We start from the raw sequence: 20,626 nt of genomic DNA on the forward strand, positions 1-20,626 counted from the left end.
CTAAGCGACCTCGCGCAGCCGCTGCGCCTCGGCCAGCGACTGCAGCTTCTTGAGCGACTGGTTCTCGATCTGGCGAACCCGCTCGCGAGTGACGTTGAACGTGCGGCCGACCTCGTCGAGCGTGCGCGGATGCTCACCACCCAGTCCGTAGCGCAGCTCGAGCACCCGACGCTCGCGGTACGACAGGTTCTCGAGCGCCTGACGCAGCGTCTCCTTGGTCAGCGTGTCGACCGCCCGTTCGTAGGGCGACTCTGCCTTCTCGTCGGCGATGAACTGACCAAACTCCGACTCTTCCTCGTCGCCTACCGGCTTCTCGAGGGAAATCGGAGCTTGTGCCGAGCGCTTGATCGACTCGACTTCCTCGGGGTCGATGCCGGTGTGCTCGGCGATCTCTTCGATCGTCGGCTCGCGCCCTAGTTCGGTCACGAGCTTCCGCTCGGCACGGCCGATCTTGTTGAGCTTCTCGACCACGTGCACGGGGATCCGGATAGTGCGCGCCTTGTCGGCCAACGCGCGTGCGATCGCTTGCCGGATCCACCAGGTCGCGTAGGTCGAGAACTTGAACCCCTTGCGGTAGTCGAACTTCTCGGCCGCTCGTACCAGGCCGAGCGTGCCTTCCTGAATGAGATCCAGGAACGGCAATCCCTGGTTGCGGTAGTTCTTGGCGATCGAGACGACCAATCGCAGGTTCGACTCGACCATCTTCTGCTTGGCGTCGAGGTCGCCGCGCTCGATCCGCTTGGCGAGCTCCACTTCCTGCTGGGCAGTCAGCAGAGGCACCTTCCCGATGTCCTTCAGGAACAGCTGAAGGGAATCGGTGGTCATGTCCGGCCGCAGATCGAGCACCGCCTTCTTGCGGCGCTTCAGATCAGCGACCTGCTCCTCGGGTGCCGCGACGTCCTCGACGAGCTCGATCTCGCAACGCTCGAAGAACGCGTGCAGTTCCTCGACGTCGCTCTCGTCGAGCTCGACCTCGGCAAGCGCCTCGGCCACTTCGCTGTAGGTGAGAACTCCGGTCTGCTGGCCCTTGGCCAGCAGCAGCTTTACCTCCTCGAGTTCTTGCAGTTCAGGTAGCGACATTCCTCTCGTCTCTCCAGACAGGGGAGCGGACGGCTCGGCAGGGTGCGAGCCACCCGCCAGTTGGCTGGGACCGATGCTTCAGCGTCTGAACGCAACGCAGCGCGGACTTTTGTCGGCACGGGAGACCGACTGACTGACTAGTCAACCAATTTGTACCCCATATTGCGCGCGGCGATACACGAATGTTCGTCCATTTGCCCGGCAGCAGCAACGGGTAGCCTTCTTGGTAATGGCCCCCGACGACGTGCTCTCCAACCTACCGCGTTCGCGGCCGGGGAAACGCAGCCCTAAGCGGGAGACGGGGGCTCGCAAAGACAGCAACCGGAGCGCCAAAGAGGGGGCGCGCCGGGGGTCTCCGCGACGGTCATCGACGACGGGCGCGGCGCAAGCTGCGGCCGCTGGCAGTCGACGCGCGCAGGCTTCGACCGCCGGCAGTCGGGGCCCCCAGGCAACGCCTTCCAGTCAGCAGGGTGCCGCCGAACTCTTCGGGCGAGCGGTGATCGCCTCCGCCGAAGTCGCTTTCGGCCTCGCGAAGGCGCTCGGTGAGAGGCTTCTGCGGCGCTGAGCGCGCCACTCGCGGAGGCGCCGGGCAGCCTTCGGTAGCTAGCGCGCAGGGCGTGGCCCACGCGGCGGACGGGTCGGCGCCGGCCCTTGGGCGGGCCCTTCTCCCCGATCTCCGTCTGGTACTGGCCGCAGCGGGGCGACGGCGACGGTTTCGCCTGCCGCCTTAGCTTGGTACATCGCCTGGTCGGCGGCAGCCAACAGAGTTTCCGCTTGGTCGCCGTGCTCTGGGCACGCAGCGACTCCGATCGAGGCGGTGATTAGGCCTGGCTCGGGGTCGCTGATGCCCTCAGCGATGGCTCGGGCCAGCCGTTCCGCCAGCACGTTCGCTGAATCTGCGCGCTGGTTGGGCGCCAGCACGCAGAACTCGTCGCCGCCGATACGGGCGGCGGTGTCCACGGCGCGCACTGAGCGACGCAGGGCAAGTGCGATCTGCACCAGCACCCGATCACCGACCTGGTGACCGTAGCTGTCGTTTACCTGCTTCAGTCCGTTGACGTCGAGCAAGAGCACCGCGAACGGCTGCTCGTAGCGGTGGTAGAGGTCCACGAGGTACTGGATCTGCCGGCGCAGGTAGCGCACGTTCCAGAGACCGGTGAGCGGATCGGTCAGGGCTTGCCGCTCGAGCTCCCGCGCGTGCTGCTGCAGATAGACATCGATGACTGCCGACTGCAGGTGGGCACAGGCGCCGACGAGCGAGGCAACACCGGTCGATATCAGCTCGGGCTCCTCGGCGAACTGGTCGGCCAACGTCTCGACCAGCACCCCTTGTAGCGCCGCGCAGTCGCGCATCAGCGCGGCGACGGGGTCGTCGTTGCGGGCCCTCAGTTCAACCAAGAAAGCGGCGTGCAGGCGCAGGTCGGCGAGTACATCCGGAGGCGAGTCACCGCTGGCCGCGAGGTCGATCAGATCGCCGACCAAGCGCGGCAACTCGCGGGCTACGCGGTCGAGCGGCAGCGCGCGCATCTCCTCGAGCGAGGCACGCTCGATTAGGCGCAGGAGGTAGCGCTTCGAGAGTTCCTCACGCAGCGCACCCAACCGCGCCATCGCCGCCGCTATCGCGACCTGCGACGCGGAGCGCTCTTCGTTGTGGGGCGTTCCCATTGAGCTCAGCGGAAGCCCCTGCCGCCCCTAGCGAGCGCAGGGCCCCTGCGATCATTGTCCACATGCAGCGTGAAAACGCCAGCGTTGCGCTGCCGAAGGTGCGCGTGAAATTGGCGCCGGCACCCGAGGAACCGTTGCTCGCGGGCGAACCGGTCACTACCGAGCAACGCGCCGAGGTCGAACTGCCGGCTGAGGAACTCGAGCGGCTGTGGAATCCGGCGAGCCTGGAACGTCTGGCGCGCTCCTACTGGGTGTTCTTGGAGCGAGCCTCTTGTCGTTTGCTGCGCGTGCGTTACGGCAACGACGAGCGTTCGGTAACCCTGCTCGGTCGTCTGCGACTGCTGCGCTTCCATGCGCCTGAGTACGACTTCGGTCCCGATTACGGATCCGTGACGTGGCGCATCCGCGACGGTCTGCTGGTTGCGAGAGCAGGCCGTGAGCAGGGTTTTCTGCGTCTGACCGTGCGGCGCCTCGATGACCCGCAGCGAGCGAATGGGCGGGCGCGGTTGCTGGTGAGCTCGCGCGTTGATTCGTTCGTGCCGAGACTTGCCCTGCCACGCCGCAGGCCACGCTGGCTGCGACGTCTCGGGCTCGCCATCTACCGCGCCACGCAGATGCGCATCCATCTGCTCGTCACGCACGGCTTCCTGCGTTCGCTGGCTCGGGCCGAGCTGCCCGAGTCGGTGGTCGGACGGTTTGCGCGCGCTGGCCTCGACCTCGGGGAGCGCACCACCCGACCGGACGAGCTGCCGGCGCGCTAGCGCGCGCCGGGACAGTGGCTGGCTGGCGGCCCCAATGGCGGTGCTCAGCCCAGATCCTCGCCGAGCAACTCGCGCAGCTTGGAGCGGTCGTGGCGCGCGCTGATCCGCCGCACGGTTCCCGATCGCGAACGCATGCTGATCGATTCGGTGGTCGCTCCCTCGGGCGTGAAGTGGGCGCCGGCCAACAGTTCGCCGTCGGTGACACCGGTTGCCGCGAAGAAAACGTTGTCGCTAGCGACCAAGCGGTCGGTGTCGAGCACCTCGTCGAGGTCGTAGCCGGCCTCGAGCGCGCGCCGGCGCTCCTCGTCGTTGCGCGGCCACAAGCGCCCGAGGATGCGCCCTCCGAGGCACTTGATCGCGGCCGCCGCCAACACACCCTCCGGCGTGCCGCCGATCCCCCAGAGTAGGTCGACGCCCGTGTTGGGGCTAACCGCAGCGAGCGCTGCCGAGACGTCGCCGTGGGGAATCAGGCGGATCCTTGCACCGACCGCCCGTATCTCGCTCATCGCCTGCTCGTGGCGGGGACGATCGAGCATGATCACGACCAAGTCGGAAACTGGAACCCCGCGGGCCTTCGCCATCAACTTGAGCGTCTCACCAAGCGGACGATCGAGATCGAGGAGGTCGGCGAGGTCGCGTCCAGCCGCCATCTTCTCCATGTAGACGCACGGGCCGGGGTCGAACATCGTGCCCCGCTCGCTGACGGCGATCGTGGCGATCGCGTTGGGCAGTCCCTTGGCGCACAGCTCCGTTCCCTCCAGGGGGTCGACGGCGACGTCGACCTCGGGACCTGAGCCGTCGCCTACGCGCTCGCCGTTGTAGAGCATCGGCGCCTTGTCTTTCTCGCCTTCCCCGATCACGACCACGCCGTCCATCGCCACCGCGTCGAGCATCAACCGCATCGCGTCGACGGCCGCCTGATCCGCGGCGTTCTTGTCGCCGCGACCGATCCAACGGGCCGCGGCAAGGGCCGCGTACTCGGTGGTGCGGACGAGGTCGAGGGCGAGGTTGCGGTCGGGGGCCCGTCGGCCGCCCCGGCTGGGGTCGATGGCGGTCGGAGCTTCTTGCTGCACCGAATCACCTCCCATCGGACGCTGTGCCCGTACCGTACCGCCCCGCCGCCGCCCGCGCGATTAGGCTGCCTGGGAAGCGATGGGGTGGGGTCTTTCGCTTGAACTCGCCGGGCTCCCGCTAAGGCAGCGAACGGCGGTCTACGAGGCGGCGGAAGCGGCCGGCTTCACCGACGGTTGGCCGGGCGAGGTCTCCGGTCCGGATGCCTTCACGCAGGTCGCGATCGCGGCCATGGCGACCGAGCGGATGCGTGTGGGAACTGGCGTGGTCAGCGTCTTCACGCGTGGGCCGGCGATCCTCGCCCAACACGCCGCCGCCCTCCAAGAGCTCTCGGAAGGGCGCTTCTGGCTGGGGATCGGCTCCTCCTCGAACGTGATCGTCGAACGCTGGAACGGCATCCGCTTCGAACGTCCGCTGACGCGGGTCCGTGAGACCGTCGAGTTCTTGCGCTCCGCGCTCGCTGGCGAGCGGGCCGGCCCAGGCGGCTTCAAGCTCGACCAGGCGCCGGAGCCGCCGCCACCGATAGCGATCGCCGCCTTGCGCGGCCGGATGTTGCGCCTCGCCGGCGCGCTGGGCGATGGTGCTTGGGTCAACTTTCTCCCCCTTGAGGCGGTCGACAAGGTCCTCGGCGAGGTCGCGGAAGGGGCCCGACAGGCCGGTCGCGACCCCGCCGACGTGGAGATCTTCTGCCGCCTCTTCTGCTTGCAGGGCGAGCGCGAGCAGGTGCTGCCGCTGGCGCGCTGGATGTTCACAAGCTACGCGACCGTGCCGGTCTACGAGCAGTACTTCCGCTGGCTGGGCTACGGCGACGAGATCGATCCGATGGTGCAGGCGTGGCGCGCGGGCGACCGCCGCCGAGCCGTCGAACTGGCACCCGAACGCCTGATCGACGAGATCTTCCTGTTCGGCGATGCCCGCGCCCAGCGCGAGCGCGCCCGGGCCTTCCAAAGTCGCGGTATCGACACGCCGGTCCTCCTGGTGATCCCGCAAGGCCAGCTCACCGTCGAAGGCTGGTGTCAACTGGTGGAGTCACTGGCGCCGGCAAGCGACTGAGCCGCGCCGCGGCGAGCGACTGCATAGCCCCGCCGCCCTCCGACGCCACTCTCCGACGCCACTCTCCGACGCAGCTCTTCGTTTGCCCTTGCCGGGCGCTGATCCGCCGCGCTAGCGTCGGCGTAGTCGCACAGAGGAGGAGGCAGATGGCCGTCACCAAGATCATTGAAGTCGTTGGTGCGTCGAAGGAAAGCTCCGACGCGGCCGTGAAGGCAGCTCTCGAAGAGGCTCGCAAGACGCTGCGCAACATCAAGGCGGTGGACGTCGTGTCGACCGGCCTGCGCGGCGAAAACCTCGACGAGTGGCGCGCGCTCGTGCGCATCTCGTTCCTCGTCGAGCGGGTGGAGGAGTAGGCGATCGACCCGCTCTCCGCGGTAGTGAGCGAGCGCACCGGCGCCAACGCAGCGGACGCGCCGGAGCGCACGGTCGATCGCTGGCGGGAGCGGCTCGAGAACGTCCGCGAGCGGACCTTGGCGGTCGTTCAGCGGGTCGATGAGGGGGCGCTGGACCGCGTCTTTTCGCCGATCCTCTCCCCCGTCGCCTGGGATCTCGGGCACATCGCCGCTTTCGCCGACCTCTGGCTGTGCGAGCGGGCAGCTGGGCTGGCGCCCTTGTACCCCGAACTGCGGGCGGTCTACGACGCGCTCGAGACACCGCGTTCGGAGCGCGGCTGCGCGCCTTATCTGCGAGCGCGCGAGGCCTTCGGCTACCTCGACGCCGTGCTGACGCGCTCAGTCGCGGTGCTCGAGCAGATCGCCCGCAGCGGCGACCCGATTGCGCGGGACGGCTTCGTAGTGGAGCTCGTGGCGCGCCACGAACAGCAGCACCTGGAGACGATCCTGCAGACCCTGCAGATCGCGCCGCCCGGGGTCTTCGAGCCACCCAGCAGCAATCGGCTCACGCCGAGCAGGCAAACGCAGCACCGCTGCGCGGGGATGGTGAGGATCGATGGCGGCCGCTACTTAGTCGGCGCCCCGGATCGGGGGTTCGCTTACGACAACGAACGGCCGCGTCACGAGGTTGAGCTCGCGCCCTTCGCGATCGACCGCGCCCCGGTCACCAACGGTGACTTCGAGGAGTTCATCGCGGACGGGGGCTACCAGCGCGAGTCACTGTGGTCGCCGGAGGGTTGGCGTATCCGCATGCGCGAGGGCTGGCAGCGGCCCCTGTTCTGGACCGACGACGGCGGCGTGCGGCGTTTCGGCGAAACGGTCGAACGTAACCCCGACGAGCCGGTCGTGCACGTCTCCTACTACGAAGCCGAGGCGTTCGCGCGCTGGGCCGGCAAACACCTGCCAAGCGAGCTCGAGTGGGAGGTGGCAGCGACGCACACGCCGGGCGCGTCGCCAGAGACCGCGGCGGCGGCGCCCGCGAGAGCCCCCCGCGAGGCGAACTGCGACCTCCAGCGGTTCGCCGTCGAGCCGGTATGGCTCACGCCGAGCGCGGTATCGCCGCTCGGTGCCGTACGGATGATCGGCGATGTCTGGGAGTGGACGGCCAGCGAGTTCAACGGCTACCCCGGGTTCCGCCCCTTTCCCTACCGCGAGTACTCGCAGGTGCACTTCGGCCGCGGCTATCGCGTCCTGAGAGGTGGCTCGTGGGCCACACAGGCGGAGATCGCGATCCCGACCTTCCGTAACTGGGACCTACCGCACCGGCGCCAGATCTTCGCCGGCTTGCGTTGCGCGGCCGATGTCTAAGGCCCCATCCGAAACGCACGGGGTGCTGACGAGCGCCGGCGCGGGCAGCACCACTGACGCGGCGCAGCTGAGGGAGGAGTCGCAGGTGGTGATCGAGCGACGCCTCGACCCCGGCGCGCTACGCGAGCGCCTGGCAGAAGAAGCGCTTGCCGGTCTGTTGCGGGAGCCGCTGCGGGAACTTCCAGCCAAGCTGCTGTACGACGAACGCGGAGCGCGGCTTTATGAACGCATCACCACGCTCCCCGAGTACTACCCGGCGCGCTGCGAGCGCGCCATCCTCAACCGGCGAGCGCCCGCGATCGCAGCCCAGACCGACGCCTCCGAAATTGTCGAGCTCGGCGCCGGTAGTGCCGAGAAGACGCGTGCGCTCCTATATGCGCTGGCCGGTCGCAGCCGGCTGCGTCGCTACGTAGGACTGGACGTCTCCGCGGAGATGCTCGAACAGACCGCGCGCGCCCTGGTCACCGCCTTCCCCGACCTACGTGTGCACGCGCTGATCGCCGACTACGAACGTGACCTCGCGGCGATTCCGCCGCCTGAACCGTCCGCTCCGCGCCTTTTCACGTTTCTGGGTGGCACGATCGGCAACCTCGAGCTTGCGGCACGGGCACGGTTGTTCGGTGAACTCCGCGCGCTGATGCGCCCCTGCGACCGGCTGCTGGTCGGCATCGATCTGGTCAAGGACCCCTCGGTGATCGAGCGTGCCTATAACGACGCCACTGGGGTCACCGCCGAGTTCAACCGCAACGTGCTGCTGCACGTCAACCGGCTGCTCGGCTGCAACTTCGACCCCCAGGCGTTCGACCATCGCGCCTTCTACGACCCGCAGCGCTCGTGGATCGAGATGCGCCTGCGCGCACGCCGCGATCTCCAGGTCACCCTCGGCCGGGAGCGGCGGCAGCTGAAGTTCGCCGCCGGCGACGAGATCCGCACCGAGACCTCGGCGAAGTTCCGACTCGAGGCGTTCGCCGACGAGCTGGGCGGCACGGGCCTGGCGCTGGAGGCGAGCTGGCGCGACCAGCAGGGGCTGTTCGCGCTGGTGCTGGCGCGGCCGCACGACGCCTGACCGCCAGCAGTCGATCGCGACCGCACGACGCCTGACCGCCAGCAGTCGATCGCGACCTGCCAGCGCCGCCGCGAGATGCGCGCGTAGCATTCCGGCTCCGGCCTTCGGCTCCACCAATCGTCTCGTCCCGAACTACGCGAAGGAGTTCTGATGCCTGAAGCAGTGATCGTCGATGCCGTTCGCACACCGATCGGGCGCGCCTTCAAGGGCTCGCTGGCCCAGCTGCGTCCCGACGACATGGGCGCGTTCATCGTCGACAAGTTGCTCGAACGCAACCCCGAGGTCGATCCGGCGCTCGTCGAGGACGTCTACTGCGGCTGCGGCCTCCCGCAGGGGCTGCAAGCCTTCAACATCGCGCGCATCATGGTGCTGCTGTCCGAGAAGCTGCCGAAGGAGGTCACCGGCAGCACCATCTCGCGCTACTGCGCTTCGAGCCTCGAAGCGATCCGTCAAGCGGCGAACGCAATCCGCGCCGGCGAGGGCGACGTGTACATCGCCGCCGGCGTGGAGTGGGTGTCGCGTTACAACGAGGCGGTCGAGGGCGCGCGCCCGCAGGACCAAAACCCGAAGCTGCAGGGCAAGGACGGTCAGCCCGACGCGTACATCGCGATGGGCTTGACGGCGGAGAACGTGGCTGAGCGTTACGAGGTCTCGCGCGCCGAGATGGACAAGTACGCGCAGCGTTCCCAGGAGCTCGCGGTGGCAAGCCAGGACTCGGGCTTTTTCGACCGCGAGATCGTGCCGGTGGAGCTGCCCGACGGCACCGTCGTATCGAAAGACGACGGACCCCGCCGCGAATCGTCGCTGGAGAAGCTCGCGCAGCTCGAGCCGGCGTTCAAGCCCGGGGGCAAGGTGACTGCCGGCAACTCTTGCCCACTTAACGACGGTGCGGCCGCGGTCTTGCTGATGTCCGACACCAAGGCCAAGGAGCTCGGCATCAAGCCGCGGGCGCGGATCGTTACGGCCGCGACCTGGGGGAACGAGCCGGAATACATGGGCGTCGCGCCGATCGGCGCGATTCGCAAAGTGCTCAAGCGCGCCGGAATGACGATGGATGACATCGACATCGTCGAGCTCAACGAGGCGTTCGCCGCGCAGGTGATCCCGATCATGCGCGAGTGCAACATCCCGCTCGAGAAGCTCAACCCGCACGGCGGTGCGATCGCCCTGGGCCACCCGTTCGGCATGACCGGTGCACGCATCATGTGCACGCTGCTCAATGGACTCGAAACCGACGACAAGCAGATCGGGCTGGAGACGATGTGCGTCGCCGGCGGCCAGGGCGAGGCGATGATCGTCGAGCGGCTCAACTAGGCCGCGCCCTGCGCTCTCGTTAGCGCGCCCACGCCGCGCGCTACCGCTTCGCGGCGGCCCGTCCAGCGGACGCTGGGCGGGCCGCCGCGCTTTCGGCGGCATGCCGCGCCGGCGAGTCGCTAGCTTCGCTCGCTATGCGCTACCTGCACACTTGCTACCGCGTCGGAGACCTCGAAAAGTCGATCGCCTTCTACAAGCAGCTTGGCTTCGAGGAGCGCGGACGGATGCCGATCCGCGACGAGGCGATCAACGTCTTCCTCGGCCTACCCGGAGACGAGCCGCGGCTCGAGCTGACGTACAACTTCGGTGTCACCAGCTACGACCTGGGCACCGGCTACAACCACATCGCGCTCGCCGTCGAAGATCTCGACGGTTTGCTCGCGCGCCTCAAGGAGGTCGGCATCGAGCCGGAGCGGCCGCCCTACCGCGTGCGCGAGGGTGGCTCCCGGATCTGCTTCGTACGCGACCCCGACGGTTACCGTATCGAACTGATCGAGAGCGCGTAGCGCTGACCCAGAGCGCGTGGAGCTGACCAAGAGCGCTAGGGCGAGCTGCGAATCAGCTAGCGGCCACGCCCAGCCGGCTAGCCAGCGGCGGGCCAGGAGACGGCTCGCAGCCGGTTGTCCCCGGTCGAGCAGCTGCTCCGCGCGCCGTTGGGCCGCTCGACCGTGGCGGTTATCCGCCATTTGCCGACCAGCCCGCGGGCCCCTAGCTGCCCCGACACGCTGTGCGAGAAAGCGACCTTGAGGGGTCCCGATGCGCTTTCGAGGCGTTCGCTGATCAGCTTGCTGGCTTGGAAGCGGCCACCGTTGATGGCGACGCCTTGGATGCGCGTCTGGCGGATGCGCGAACCCGGTATGCAGGGCAGCCGCCAGGCGAGTGCGATCTCCAGCGTGCCGCCGGGGACCTGTGCCGCCGCTAACGGCAAGCGCTGAGCGCTCACCCCGTAGTAGCTGATGGGCCGCTCGCGTGGGACCGGGTTGCCCACCGCGAGCGCTCGCGGCGGTCGCGCCGCGCGCCAAGCCACTGGACCGGTGTCGCACTTACCCAAGGCGCGGCCGCGTGGATCGACGAAGCGTGAGATCACGCGAATCTGCCCGGCCGCCCGTCCCGGCGATTGGAAGCTCGCCGTGATGGTTGTGTCGACGAGGCGACGACCGGCGACGCCGAAGCTCTCTGCGTCACTAACGCTCTCGGCCCGCGGCGAGTAGCGGATGCGGCCGCCGCGCCCGATGCGCAAGCCGTCGATCCGCACGATGTCGACGACACCGTCGCCGGAAGCGAAGTCGCAGCCATTGGTTAGGGCCGCGAACAGCGCGGCCCGGCTCCCCCGCTGCACCACCACCTCCACGAGGTTGAACTTGGCCGCCAGCGAACCGCCGCCGAACACTCCGATCGCCGGTCGCGCGCGAGTCGGCGCCGAGGCGTCCGCGGAGGCGGCGCCGACGTTCGCGGCGGCCACGCTGGCGAGACTCGCCGCGGCGGCGCACAGGAGCGCGAGCGCACGTCCCTGGCGCGGGCAGGGACGGAGGCTGCCGAGCACTCGCAGCGTCCGTTGGCGCGCGCACTCACCCGAAGGTGAGCACGATCTTCCCGAGCTTGCGGCCGGCCGCGAACCGTTCATATGCCTCTCGAACACGCTCCAGCGGGAAAGTCGCGGCGATCGGCACCCGCACCTCCCCAGTCTCGACTAGCGGCAACACCTGCCGCTCGACCGCGCGCATCGCCAGCGCTTTCTCCTCGAGCGGGCGCGCGCGCAGCGTCGAGCCGCGCAGCGTCGCGCGCGCACCCATCAGGGCGAGCAGATTCAGCTCGAACTTCGCACCCGCCCCGACGCCGATCACGACGATCCGTCCGCCGGTCGCCAACGCGCGCACATTGGCCTCCATGTTGGGGGCGCCGACCAGTTCCAGCACGACGTCGTAGGGACCGGCCTCCGCGAACGCGTCGGGCGCCAGCACTGTGCGGGCGCCAAGCTGCCGAACTGCCTCCCGCAGCTCCTCGTGCCGCACAGTGGCGGTGACGATCGCCCCGGCCCGCGCACCGAGCTGAACAGCTGCAGAGCCGACACCCCCGGCCGCACCGTGCACCAGCAGACGCTCGCCGGGGCGCAAGCCGGCCTGCGTGAACAGCGCGTCGTGCGCGGTCACGAAAACTTCCGGAAAGCCGCCCGCCTCCGGCCACCCCAAAGCCGGCGGCACGGGCATGCAGGCGCGTTCGTGGACGAGGCAGTACTCGGCCTGCCCGCCGCCGCCGACGATCGCCATCACGCGGTCGCCGACCGCGAAGCGACGAACACCCGGGCCGATCGCTGCGACCTCGCCCGCTAGCTCGAGCCCGGGGATGTCACGCGGTTCCCCAGGAGGCGCCGGGTAACGACCACGCAGCTGCAACAGGTCGGCGCCGTTGAGGCCCGCCGCACGAACCCGCACGAGCAGCTGGCCGGTGCCCGGTTCGGGCGTCGGGCGCTCCGCAACCTCGAGGCGGCCGTCGGCGATAACCACGCAGCGCATGGCCGCGTAGCGTATTCGCCGCCCCACGCTCACGACCCGACGCCGACCGCCGATCACTGGGAAGAGGGGAAGCGCCGGCTGGCGCGAAGGGGTCCTGAAACCGGTAGCGAGGAGGCGGGTCGTGCGGTTCGGCTTAGGGCGTGAGGGGACCTTCGGGATCGAGCTCGCGGCGCTGCTACGCGACCCGCTGTGGCGCGGTGAGGGCGTCGCCCCCGGAGACGGCATGCCAGTGCTCCTGGTGCCGGGATTTCTCGTCGGGGACGGCTCGCTGCGGCCGCTGTACGACTGGCTCGGGCGGATCGGATACGCACCGCAAGTCTCGGGCATTCGCCACAACGTCGGGTGCTCGGCAGCCCTTGTCAGGCGCCTCGAGCGGCGGCTCGAACGCATGGCTCAGGAACATCGCAGTCGCGTCGCCCTGGTCGGACACAGCCGCGGTGGCTCGCTCGCGAAGGTGCTCGCCCAGCGCAAGCCGCACCTGGTGGCGGGCGTAGTGATGTTGGGAACGCCGCAGATCGAACCGCTCGCCGTCGATCCGGTCGTGCGCGGCCTGCTTTTCGCCACCGGCGCCCTCGGAACGCTCGGCGTGCCTGGGTTCGCCAGCGCCTCCTGCTTGATCGGCTCCTGCTGTCGCGAGTTCTGGCGGCTCTACGGAGAGCCGATAGACCGACGTGTGCCGCTCGTCTCGGTCTACTCGCGCCGCGATGGCATCGTCGATTGGCGCTCCTGCCTCGATCCCAGCGCCACGCACGTGGAGGTTGCGACCACCCACATGGGCATGGTCGCGAGCGTGCCTGCTTTACGCGTGCTGGCAGCTACCTTGCGCGACTTCGCCGCCAACCGCCGGCGACTAGAGCGAATTCCGCGCGAAGGAGCGGCCCGCGAAGGAGTCAGGATCGCGTCGCGACCGCGAGCACGGCAGCACCGCGCACGCGACCCTCGCGCAGTCGCGAAAGCGCCTCGTTAGCTGCGCTGAGCGGGTAGAGCTCGATCTCGACGCGGGGCGGAGCGGCGGCGACCAGTTCGATCAAGGCGCTGCCGTCGGCGCGCGTAAGGTTCGCAACCGAGCGCAGCACGCGCTCGCCCCAGAGCAGTCGATAGGGGAACGACGGCAGGTCGGACATGTGGATGCCACCGCATACCACGTGCCCGCCCTTGCGCACGCTGGCGAGTGCGCGCGGTACGAGCTCGCCGGCGGGGGCGAAGATGATCGCCGCGTCCAGTTCGACCGGCGGACCTTCGACGGTGTCACCAGCCCACTCGCAACCGAGCTCGCGGGCGAACTGTTGGGCCTCGTCGTCACCGGGACGCGTGAGCGCGAACACGCGGTGGTCGCGTGCGCGCGCGAACTGGGCGACCAGGTGCGCCGCCGCGCCGAAACCGTAGAGGCCGATGCGCCCGGGCTCGTCGGGCAACAACGCCTGCTCAGCGAAACGCAGGCAGCGCAAACCGATCAAACCGGCGCAGAGCAGCGGCGCGAGCGCCGGCTCGGGCTCGCCCGGAAGCGGCAGACAGAAACGGGCGTCGGCGACGCACAGCTCGGCGTAGCCACCGTCGCGGTGGAGCCCGGTGAAGCGGGCGGCGTCGCAGAGGTTCTCGAGACCGTGGCGGCAGAAGCGGCACCGGCCGCAGCTGGACCCGAGCCACGGCACCCCGACCGGGTCGCCGGGGCGGGGGCTTTCAACACCCGCACCGACCGCCGCGACCGTGCCGACAATCTGGTGGCCAGGCACGAGCGGCAACCGTGGCGCGGCGAGCTCGCCGTCGACGATGTGGAGGTCCGTGCGGCAGACCGCACAGGCAACCACCCGCACCAGTACCTCGCCCGGTCCCGGCTGCGGGTCGGGGAGCTCGCGCTCTTGCAGCTCGCCGGGCTGACGCTCCAGCACCATTGCGCGCACGGCGGGCAAGCGTAGTGATGCACGGCGAGCGCTCCGATCCCGCTCCGATCCGGGTCACGCGCGAGCGTCGACGCGTGACCGCGGCGGCTGCGTCAGCATTCTCGGCGTGGCACTAGTCCGACAGCGCCAGCGCCGGCGTCGCGAGCCTCGCTTTTCCCTGGCGCTAGCGGCGATCGCGGTCGCCGGCATGGTCCTGCGACGGCTGTTGGCGGCCCGCCCGGAGCCGCCCGTCGAGCGCCCGGAGCCACCCGTCGAGCGCCCGGAGCCACCCGTCGAGCGCCCGGAGCCGCCCGTCGAGCGGACCGCGTCGCCCGTCGAGCGGACCGCGCCGCCACCTGTGCCGACAGCGAAAAAATCGGAGGAGGAAGTCGACGCAGCGACGATCGGCGAACTCCGCGCCGAGTTGCGGGCCGAGCTCGAGCGTCTGCGTCGCGCCGCCCAGACGCCGCCACGGCAGCCCGACGATGAGCGCTGACGACGCCCTCGCGCCCACCGAGACGAGCCTCGCGAGACCGATCGAGCGCAGCCAGGACGGCACCCTGCGACTACTCGATCAGCGCGCACTCCCGCACCAAGAGCGCTGGATCGAGGTGCGAACGGCGGAGGAGGCGGTCGCGGCAATTCGCGCGCTGGCGGTGCGCGGAGCCCCGGCGATCGGCATCGCCGCCGCCTACACGATCGCGCTGATCGCCGAGCGCGAGGGGGTCGAGCAGGCACGGTCGGCCGCGCACGCGCTCGCCTCTGCGAGACCGACGGCGGTCAACCTTGGGTGGGCGTGCCGGCGGATGCTGGCACGACTCGAGGCTTGCGCCGGCGACGGCCAGGATGTGGCAAGCGCGTTGGCGAGCGAGGCCGATGCGATCGCCCACGAGCAGCACGCCGCTGACCGCGCGATTGCCACCGCGGGTGCTGAATTGGTGCCGCCAGGCGGGCGTCTTTTGACGATCTGCAATACCGGTGCACTCGCTACGGGCGCTGAAGGCACGGCACTCGCCGTAGCCCTCGAGGCACACCGTCGCGGCAGACTCGCGGAGGTACTGGTGCTCGAGACGCGACCGCTCCTGCAGGGCGCGCGCCTGACCACTTGGGAGCTCGCGCGCGCCGGCGTACCCCACCGCCTGCTCTGCGACTCGGCCGCCGCTACCGCCTGTGCGCGGGGACTGGTCGACTGCGTGTTCGTCGGTGCCGACCGCATCGCCCGCAACGGTGACGTGGCCAACAAGATCGGCACCTACATGTTGGCGGTCCTCGCGAGGCATCACGGGATTCCGTTCTACGTGGCGGCGCCACTCTCGACGTTCGACCCGGCGACGCCCGATGGCCGTTCGATTCCGATCGAGGAAAGAGCGCCTGCAGAGGTGAGCGAATTCGCCGGGCAGGCGATCGCACCCGCCCGAACCAAGGTTTGGAACCCGGCGTTCGACATCACCCCGGCGGCGCTGGTTTCGGCGATCGTGTGCGAGCGCGGCGTGCTGCGACCACCGCTCGCCACGGCGATCGCCCGCGTCGCTGGATCGGCTGAGCGCTCGCGCCGAGCTGGAGGCGCCGCTTGACGGCATCGCAGGTGCCTGCCGCGGCGCTCGACGTCGAGTCGCTCGCGACGCGCAGCCGCCGCCCGCTGGTGCTCGGGGTCGGTGGCGGCGGCGACGTGGTGGGGGCGGCGGCCGTGGCAGCGCTGTTCGAGCCAGGCGGCGCGCAGCCGCTAGTCGGCGGCACCAGCTGGGAACGCCGGGTGGTGGATCCGCGTCCCGGCCCGCGTTCCGCGGACGAGATCGAGGGGGCGTTGGCGCATCCCGCCCGCTCGCTGCTGGTCGCCGGGCCGGACACCCGCATCAGCGAACACGGCGCGCGGTTCGCCGAAGCGGTTGTGGCCGAGGAGCTTGGCAGCCCGACGGTGATCGTCGACGTGACCTGTTCACCCCGACGGATCGCCGATGACCTCGCCGCCGCCGCCAGCTCGCTGGGATTCGACTCACTCGTGCTGCTCGACGTCGGCGGCGACGCGGTCGCGCGCGGTGACGAACGCGGGCTGGCGAGTCCGCTCTGCGACGCGCTGTTGTTGGCGGCGGGGGCACTCGTCGCAGAGGAGCGTCGTCTGGCAGTGCTGGGCGGTGTGTTCGGCGCTGGTTGCGACGGCGAGCTGACGCCGTGGCAGGTGCTCGACCGCCTGGCGGCGCTCGCGCGGGTAGGGGCGATGTCTGGCGCGCGCGGCCTCACGCCTGCCGCTGCCGAGCGGCTTCAGCGCCTCTGCACCGCCGTGCCGACAGAAGCGAGTGCGCAAGCGCTCGCTTGCTTTCATGGGGCGAGCGGGACCGCACCGATCCGCGACGGTCTGCGCACCGTCGAACGCACGCCGCTGGGTTCGCTGTGCTTCTTCTTCGATCCACTACGGGCGCTCGCAGCCGGCGAGCTGCCGCTCGCGGCGGCAGTGATCGACGCCTCGGGATTGGAGGAGGCGAATCGTGCCCTCCTCCGACTGGGAGTGCGCACGGAGCTCGAATTCGAGCGGGCTAGGGCACGCGAAGCGGCCTCTTAGGCTGTCCGTTCAGGCGCAAGCGTGGCCCAGGATCCACGGGTGACCGTCGACCATCGGTGTGTCGACGATCTCGACGTCGCGGAACCCAGCCAGACGCGCCAAGCGCGCAAGACCGTCGGCCCCGAACTCCCAGTACACGAAGTCGTCGCCGGCGTACACCTCGCCCGGCGCCGAGACGCGGATCTCGGCGCGCCCGCCACCACCCTCGATGCCGTAGGTCTCCAGCAGCACGCGGCCACCGTCGGCCACGCAGCGGCGCAGCACCCGCAGCAAACCGAGAGGGCTCTCGACGCGGTGGAGGATCCCGAAGCAGAACACCAGGTCGAAGCGCTCGCCGAGCTGCTCGACCTCGAAAGCATCGAGCCGGTGGTACTCCACGCGCGATTCGAGGAGCTCGGCGATTGCCCGGAACCCCTCGCCGCCGTGCAGCTCTACACCCCACCGCGAGCGCACCCACGCCTTGTACTGCTCGTTGTCGACGGCGACCACCCGCGCAGCTCCGCGCCGCTCGGCCAAGAACGAGTAGAAGCCGTCGAAGGCGCCCACGTCGAGCACTCGCAGACCCGAGCAATCAGCGGGCAAAGCCTTGATTCGGTAGCGGTGGTCGCGCGCAACGCCCGGTGTGTAAAGGCCGTGCGCACGGTTCAGCGCGAAGGTGTGAAACCAGAAGGGCACTCGCCGCAGAACCTCCCGCGCCCGCTCCGGTGGCGCCTCGATCGGTAGGAGATCGGCGACCGCACGCTCGGCGTCGGTCGTCTCGACAGCGACGGTCCTCGCCGCACCACTAAGCGTCGGACGCTGACCGGCACGGCGGCGAGCGGGCTTGGGTTCGTCTTGCCGAAGCGTGTCTGCCATCCCGCGCTCAGGCACTGCCTCGGTAATCGGCAAACAACTGTCAGAGACTAACCGCCGTCGCCGACCCGTCGCCGCACGCCGAGACGCGCGGCCCGACTAGTCAGGTGAAGTGTCCGGGTCTCGCCCGCGTGACGAGTCAGGTGACCGAAGTCAAGTGACCGTCCAGGTCTCGCCCGCGTGCAGGAGCTTCGCAAGCTCCTCGCTGCCGATCGCGCGGTGGGCATTGCGCACCTCCTCCGCGATACCCCCACCCCAGACCGGCGCCTCGACCGCCCGGAACACGCCGATCGGCGTCGGACCGAGCGGTCGCGGTGCGAACTGGGCGAGCGCGAAAGCAAGTGTCGGATCGGGTGCCTTGGCATCGTGCACGAGCAGTGCGTCCTCGCCGACCTCGCTGACCTGCGCGACCGCGATCGTGCCGTCTTCGCTGCGCACGAGTCCGAACTCGCCGTCCACACCGAAGCGGATCGGACGCCCATGCTCGAGCCTGATCTGGTTGCGCTCGCGCTGACCCTTGGCGCGCACGGCATCGAACGCGCCGTCGTTGAAGACGTTGCAGTTCTGGTAGATCTCGACAAAGGCGGCGCCGGGATGGTGTGCCGCGGCCCGCAGCGTCTCGGCGAGGTGTTGCTTGTCGGTGTCGACCGAGCGCGCCACGAAAGTCGCGCCGGCGCCGAGCGCCAGAGCCACCGGGTTGAAGGGCGGGTCCTCCGATCCGAACGGCGTCGACTTGGTGATCTTGCCCTGCTCCGATGTCGGCGAGAACTGCCCCTTCGTGAGCCCGTAGATCTGGTTGTTGAAAAGCAAGATCTTGAGCGGCACGTTCCGCCGCAGGGCGTGGATCAGGTGGTTGCCGCCGATCGAAAGTCCGTCGCCGTCGCCCGTCACGACCCACACCGAGAGGTCGGGACGCGTCGCCGCGATGCCGGTGGCGATCGTCGGGGCTCGTCCGTGGATCGAGTGGATGCCGTAGGTGTCGACGTAGTAGACGAAGCGCCCCGAGCAGCCGATGCCGGTCACGAAGACGCAGCGCTCGGGCGGCACCCCGAGTTCCGGCAAGAGCGCCTGGACGGTGGCGAGGATCGCGTAGTCGCCGCAGCCCGGGCACCATCTCGTTTCCTGGTCGGAGGTGAAGTCCTTTTTGGTGAGCGTCCGCTCGACCAGCGCCGCGTCGACGGCTGCTGCTTGTCCGTTGCTCCCTCCGCCGTTGCCAGCCACCTCGCGACCTCCTCAAGCGACCCGGCGTGCGCGGTCCAGCCGCAGCTCGATCTGCTCGAGCACGTCACCGGTGAACAGCGGCAGCCCGTTGACCTTCGAATAGCTCTCGACGTCGACCAAAAACTCGGCCCGCAAGATCTTCGCTAGCTGGCCGCGATTGAGCTCGGGTACCAGCACCCGCCGGTAGCGACGCAGCACCTCGCCGGTGTTGCGGGGCAGCGGGTTCAGGTGCGTGAGGTGTGCGACCGCGACCTTCGCGCCCCGCTCGCGCCGCAGCTTGCGCACCGCTCCGTGGATCGCCCCGTAGGTCGAACCCCAGCCGAGCACCAAAAGGTCGGCGCCGTCGGGATCGTCGACCACGAGCTCCGGAAGTTCGTCGGCGATGCGCGCGATGCGCTCCTCGCGCAGGCGCGTCATGAACTCGTGATTGGCCGGGTCGTAGCTGATCGCACCCGTCTCGTGCTGCTTTTCGAGACCGCCGATGCGGTGCTGCAACCCCGGCGTCCCGGGAATCGCCCAGGGACGGCGCAGACGCTCGTCGCGCGCGTAAGGGAGGAACTTCGCGCCGTCGGGCAACGGACTTGCGAACTCCGGATCGATCTCCGGTAGCTCGTCGACCGCGGGCAGGCGCCAGGGCTCCGACGAGTTGGCGAGGAAGGTGTCGGTAAGCAGGATCACCGGCGTGCGGTAGGTGATCGCGATGCGCGCCGCCTCGAAAGCGGCATCGAAACAGCCGGACGGCGTAGGCGCGGCGATCACCGGCAGCGGCGACTCGCCGTGGCGGCCGTAAAGCGCCATCAACAGGTCCGAGGCTTCGGTTTTTGTCGGCATGCCGGTCGACGGCCCCGCCCGTTGCACGTCGATCACCACCAGTGGCAGCTCCAGCGCAACCGCCAGGCCGATCGTCTCGGCCTTGAGGTCCATCCCGGGCCCGCTGGTAGCCGTAACCGCGAGGCTGCCAGCGAACGCCGCACCGAGCGCCATGCCCGCAGCTGCGATCTCGTCCTCGGCCTGCACCGTCCGCACGCCGAAACGACGCTGTCGCGAAAGCGTGTGCAGCAGCTCCGACGCCGGCGTGATCGGATAACTCGCGTAAAACAGCGGCAGCCCGGAGCGGACGCTCGCCGCGATCAAGCCCAGCGCAGTTGCCTGTGTGCCGTTGACGTTGCGGTAGGTGCCGGGCGGCAGCTGCGCCGGCTCGACCTCGTAATGGACGGCGAGAGCCTCGGTCGTCTCGCCGAAGTTCCAGCCAGCGCGAAAGGCGGCGAGGTTGGCGTCGCGGATCGCGGGGCGTTCGGCGAAGCGCCGTTCGATCCAGGTGACCGTCGGCTCGGTCGGTCTTCCGTAGAGCCAGGAGACGAGCCCGAGCGCGAAGAAGTTCTTGGATCGCGCGGCGTCGCGCGAGGTGAGGCCCGCGATCCCTTGCGTGGCCTGCACAGTAAGGCTGGTCATCGGCACCCGGAAGACCTTGTAACCGTCAAGCGACCCGTCCTCGAGCGGGTTGCTCGCGTACCCGGCCTTGCGCAGGTTGTTGTCGTTGAAGCCGTCCTCGTTGACGATGATCGTTCCGCCACGCTCCAGGGCCGGCAGGTTGACCTTGAGGGCCGCTGGGTTCATCGCCACGAGAACGTTCGGCCGATCGCCGGGGGTCAGGATGTCGCGCGAGGCGAAGTGGATCTGGAAAGCCGATACACCGTGAGGAGTGCCGGCGGGTGCGCGGATCTCCGCAGGGAAATCAGGGAGCGTCGCGAGGTCGTTGCCGGCCGCTGCTGTCTCGTCGGTGAAGCGGCTGCCCACAACCTGCATGCCGTCGCCGGAATCTCCGGCGAAACGGACGACGACTTGATCTTTTTTCTCGAGCGTCTTCGCCATTCGCGCCTCGGCAGCTCGCCC

The 20,626-nt window shown here is 69.3% G+C and carries 20 protein-coding genes; 11 read left to right on the forward strand and 9 right to left on the reverse strand.

Going from position 1 to position 20,626, the window contains the following annotated elements:
* Entirely contained in the window at nt 1-1,080 is a 1,080-nt protein-coding gene (locus BLW41_RS01150) for a sigma-70 family RNA polymerase sigma factor (RefSeq protein ID WP_093115459.1), read from the reverse strand.
* Nucleotides 1,081-1,683: 603 nt separating this feature from the next.
* The gene (locus BLW41_RS01160; protein WP_093115463.1) at nt 1,684-2,745 is read right to left on the reverse strand and encodes a GGDEF domain-containing protein; all 1,062 of its coding nucleotides are present in this window, start codon (nt 2,743-2,745) and stop codon (nt 1,684-1,686) included.
* A 62-nt stretch (nt 2,746-2,807) separates the two neighbouring features.
* On the opposite strand from BLW41_RS01160, the gene BLW41_RS01165 reads away from it, so the two are divergent.
* Nucleotides 2,808-3,506 carry a hypothetical protein gene (locus BLW41_RS01165; protein ID WP_093115465.1) on the forward strand — a complete coding sequence of 233 codons (699 nt, stop codon included), beginning with the start codon at nt 2,808-2,810 and terminating at the stop codon, nt 3,504-3,506.
* Between the two features lie 44 nt (nt 3,507-3,550).
* On the opposite strand, the gene glpX is transcribed toward BLW41_RS01165, so the two are convergent.
* Nucleotides 3,551-4,594, reverse strand: a complete 1,044-nt coding sequence (gene glpX / locus BLW41_RS01170) for a class II fructose-bisphosphatase (protein WP_177169223.1) — start codon at nt 4,592-4,594, stop codon at nt 3,551-3,553.
* A 64-nt stretch (nt 4,595-4,658) separates the two neighbouring features.
* On the opposite strand from glpX, the gene BLW41_RS01175 reads away from it, so the two are divergent.
* The 6 genes from BLW41_RS01175 (at nt 4,659) to BLW41_RS01200 (ending at nt 10,216) form a co-directional block, all read left to right on the forward strand.
* Nucleotides 4,659-5,630, forward strand: a complete 972-nt coding sequence (locus BLW41_RS01175) for an LLM class F420-dependent oxidoreductase (RefSeq protein WP_093115467.1) — start codon at nt 4,659-4,661, stop codon at nt 5,628-5,630.
* A gap of 146 nt (nt 5,631-5,776) precedes the next feature.
* Nucleotides 5,777-5,983 (forward strand): dodecin family protein, encoded by a 207-nt coding sequence (locus BLW41_RS01180; protein WP_093115469.1) that lies wholly within the window; start codon nt 5,777-5,779, stop codon nt 5,981-5,983.
* A 24-nt stretch (nt 5,984-6,007) separates the two neighbouring features.
* Nucleotides 6,008-7,330 carry an ergothioneine biosynthesis protein EgtB gene (gene egtB, locus BLW41_RS01185; RefSeq protein WP_177169224.1) on the forward strand — a complete coding sequence of 441 codons (1,323 nt, stop codon included), beginning with the start codon at nt 6,008-6,010 and terminating at the stop codon, nt 7,328-7,330.
* Nucleotides 7,323-8,396, forward strand: coding sequence for an L-histidine N(alpha)-methyltransferase (gene egtD / locus BLW41_RS01190; RefSeq protein WP_093115473.1), 1,074 nt, complete (start codon nt 7,323-7,325; stop codon nt 8,394-8,396). Before egtB ends, egtD begins: the two co-directional genes overlap by 8 nt.
* A gap of 150 nt (nt 8,397-8,546) precedes the next feature.
* The gene (locus BLW41_RS01195; protein WP_093115475.1) at nt 8,547-9,710 is read left to right on the forward strand and encodes an acetyl-CoA C-acyltransferase; all 1,164 of its coding nucleotides are present in this window, start codon (nt 8,547-8,549) and stop codon (nt 9,708-9,710) included.
* A gap of 134 nt (nt 9,711-9,844) precedes the next feature.
* Complete coding sequence (locus BLW41_RS01200) at nt 9,845-10,216, forward strand: VOC family protein (protein WP_093115477.1); 372 nt, start codon at nt 9,845-9,847, stop codon at nt 10,214-10,216.
* A gap of 77 nt (nt 10,217-10,293) precedes the next feature.
* On the opposite strand, the gene BLW41_RS01205 is transcribed toward BLW41_RS01200, so the two are convergent.
* Both BLW41_RS01205 and BLW41_RS01210 read right to left on the reverse strand, forming a co-directional pair.
* Nucleotides 10,294-11,253, reverse strand: coding sequence for a hypothetical protein (locus BLW41_RS01205; RefSeq protein WP_093115479.1), 960 nt, complete (start codon nt 11,251-11,253; stop codon nt 10,294-10,296).
* A 25-nt stretch (nt 11,254-11,278) separates the two neighbouring features.
* Nucleotides 11,279-12,223 (reverse strand): NAD(P)H-quinone oxidoreductase, encoded by a 945-nt coding sequence (locus BLW41_RS01210; RefSeq protein ID WP_093115481.1) that lies wholly within the window; start codon nt 12,221-12,223, stop codon nt 11,279-11,281.
* A 121-nt stretch (nt 12,224-12,344) separates the two neighbouring features.
* Between BLW41_RS01210 and BLW41_RS01215 the strand changes: the two genes are divergently transcribed.
* Nucleotides 12,345-13,190: an alpha/beta fold hydrolase gene (locus BLW41_RS01215; RefSeq protein ID WP_093115483.1), complete on the forward strand. Its 846-nt coding sequence runs from the start codon at nt 12,345-12,347 to the stop codon at nt 13,188-13,190.
* Here the strand turns inward: BLW41_RS01215 and BLW41_RS01220 are convergent.
* Nucleotides 13,114-14,124, reverse strand: a complete 1,011-nt coding sequence (locus BLW41_RS01220) for a zinc-dependent alcohol dehydrogenase family protein (RefSeq protein WP_218138172.1) — start codon at nt 14,122-14,124, stop codon at nt 13,114-13,116. The two genes, BLW41_RS01215 and BLW41_RS01220, sit on opposite strands and share 77 nt — an antisense overlap.
* A gap of 106 nt (nt 14,125-14,230) precedes the next feature.
* On the opposite strand from BLW41_RS01220, the gene BLW41_RS10785 reads away from it, so the two are divergent.
* From BLW41_RS10785 to BLW41_RS01235, 3 genes are read left to right on the forward strand one after another with little or no spacing between them, the layout of a single operon-like run.
* Nucleotides 14,231-14,599, forward strand: coding sequence for a hypothetical protein (locus BLW41_RS10785; protein ID WP_093115487.1), 369 nt, complete (start codon nt 14,231-14,233; stop codon nt 14,597-14,599).
* On the forward strand, nt 14,589-15,677 hold the full coding sequence (gene mtnA, locus BLW41_RS01230; RefSeq protein WP_093115489.1) for an S-methyl-5-thioribose-1-phosphate isomerase: 1,089 nt from the start codon (nt 14,589-14,591) through the stop codon (nt 15,675-15,677). The genes BLW41_RS10785 and mtnA overlap by 11 nt, the downstream gene beginning before the upstream one ends.
* Entirely contained in the window at nt 15,674-16,660 is a 987-nt protein-coding gene (locus tag BLW41_RS01235; RefSeq protein WP_093115491.1) for a DUF1152 domain-containing protein, read from the forward strand. The genes mtnA and BLW41_RS01235 overlap by 4 nt, the downstream gene beginning before the upstream one ends.
* 9 nt (nt 16,661-16,669) lie before the next feature.
* On the opposite strand, the gene BLW41_RS01240 is transcribed toward BLW41_RS01235, so the two are convergent.
* The 3 genes from BLW41_RS01240 to BLW41_RS01250 all read right to left on the reverse strand — a co-directional run bounded on the left by BLW41_RS01240 (nt 16,670) and on the right by BLW41_RS01250 (nt 20,605).
* On the reverse strand, nt 16,670-17,515 hold the full coding sequence (locus BLW41_RS01240; protein WP_093115493.1) for a class I SAM-dependent methyltransferase: 846 nt from the start codon (nt 17,513-17,515) through the stop codon (nt 16,670-16,672).
* 150 nt (nt 17,516-17,665) lie between these two features.
* Nucleotides 17,666-18,733, reverse strand: a complete 1,068-nt coding sequence (locus tag BLW41_RS01245) for a 2-oxoacid:ferredoxin oxidoreductase subunit beta (RefSeq protein WP_093115495.1) — start codon at nt 18,731-18,733, stop codon at nt 17,666-17,668.
* Between the two features lie 12 nt (nt 18,734-18,745).
* Nucleotides 18,746-20,605, reverse strand: coding sequence for a 2-oxoacid:acceptor oxidoreductase subunit alpha (locus BLW41_RS01250; RefSeq protein ID WP_093115497.1), 1,860 nt, complete (start codon nt 20,603-20,605; stop codon nt 18,746-18,748).
* Nucleotides 20,606-20,626 lie beyond the last annotated feature (21 nt).

The sequence above is a fragment of the Thermoleophilum album genome (assembly GCF_900108055.1).
GTDB classification, from domain to species: Bacteria; Actinomycetota; Thermoleophilia; order Solirubrobacterales; family Thermoleophilaceae; genus Thermoleophilum; species Thermoleophilum album.

Coding starts and splice junctions, on each gene's coding strand:
- BLW41_RS01150 (WP_093115459.1), bottom strand. CDS start 1,080: ATGTCGCTACCTGAACTGCAAGAACTCGAGGAGGTAAAGCTGCTGCTG.
- BLW41_RS01160 (WP_093115463.1), bottom strand. CDS start 2,745: ATGGGAACGCCCCACAACGAAGAGCGCTCCGCGTCGCAGGTCGCGATA.
- BLW41_RS01165 (WP_093115465.1), top strand. CDS start 2,808: ATGCAGCGTGAAAACGCCAGCGTTGCGCTGCCGAAGGTGCGCGTGAAA.
- glpX (WP_177169223.1), bottom strand. CDS start 4,594: ATGGGAGGTGATTCGGTGCAGCAAGAAGCTCCGACCGCCATCGACCCC.
- BLW41_RS01175 (WP_093115467.1), top strand. CDS start 4,659: ATGGGGTGGGGTCTTTCGCTTGAACTCGCCGGGCTCCCGCTAAGGCAG.
- BLW41_RS01180 (WP_093115469.1), top strand. CDS start 5,777: ATGGCCGTCACCAAGATCATTGAAGTCGTTGGTGCGTCGAAGGAAAGC.
- egtD (WP_093115473.1), top strand. CDS start 7,323: ATGTCTAAGGCCCCATCCGAAACGCACGGGGTGCTGACGAGCGCCGGC.
- BLW41_RS01195 (WP_093115475.1), top strand. CDS start 8,547: ATGCCTGAAGCAGTGATCGTCGATGCCGTTCGCACACCGATCGGGCGC.
- BLW41_RS01200 (WP_093115477.1), top strand. CDS start 9,845: ATGCGCTACCTGCACACTTGCTACCGCGTCGGAGACCTCGAAAAGTCG.
- BLW41_RS01210 (WP_093115481.1), bottom strand. CDS start 12,223: ATGCGCTGCGTGGTTATCGCCGACGGCCGCCTCGAGGTTGCGGAGCGC.
- mtnA (WP_093115489.1), top strand. CDS start 14,589: ATGAGCGCTGACGACGCCCTCGCGCCCACCGAGACGAGCCTCGCGAGA.
- BLW41_RS01240 (WP_093115493.1), bottom strand. CDS start 17,515: ATGGCAGACACGCTTCGGCAAGACGAACCCAAGCCCGCTCGCCGCCGT.
- BLW41_RS01250 (WP_093115497.1), bottom strand. CDS start 20,605: ATGGCGAAGACGCTCGAGAAAAAAGATCAAGTCGTCGTCCGTTTCGCC.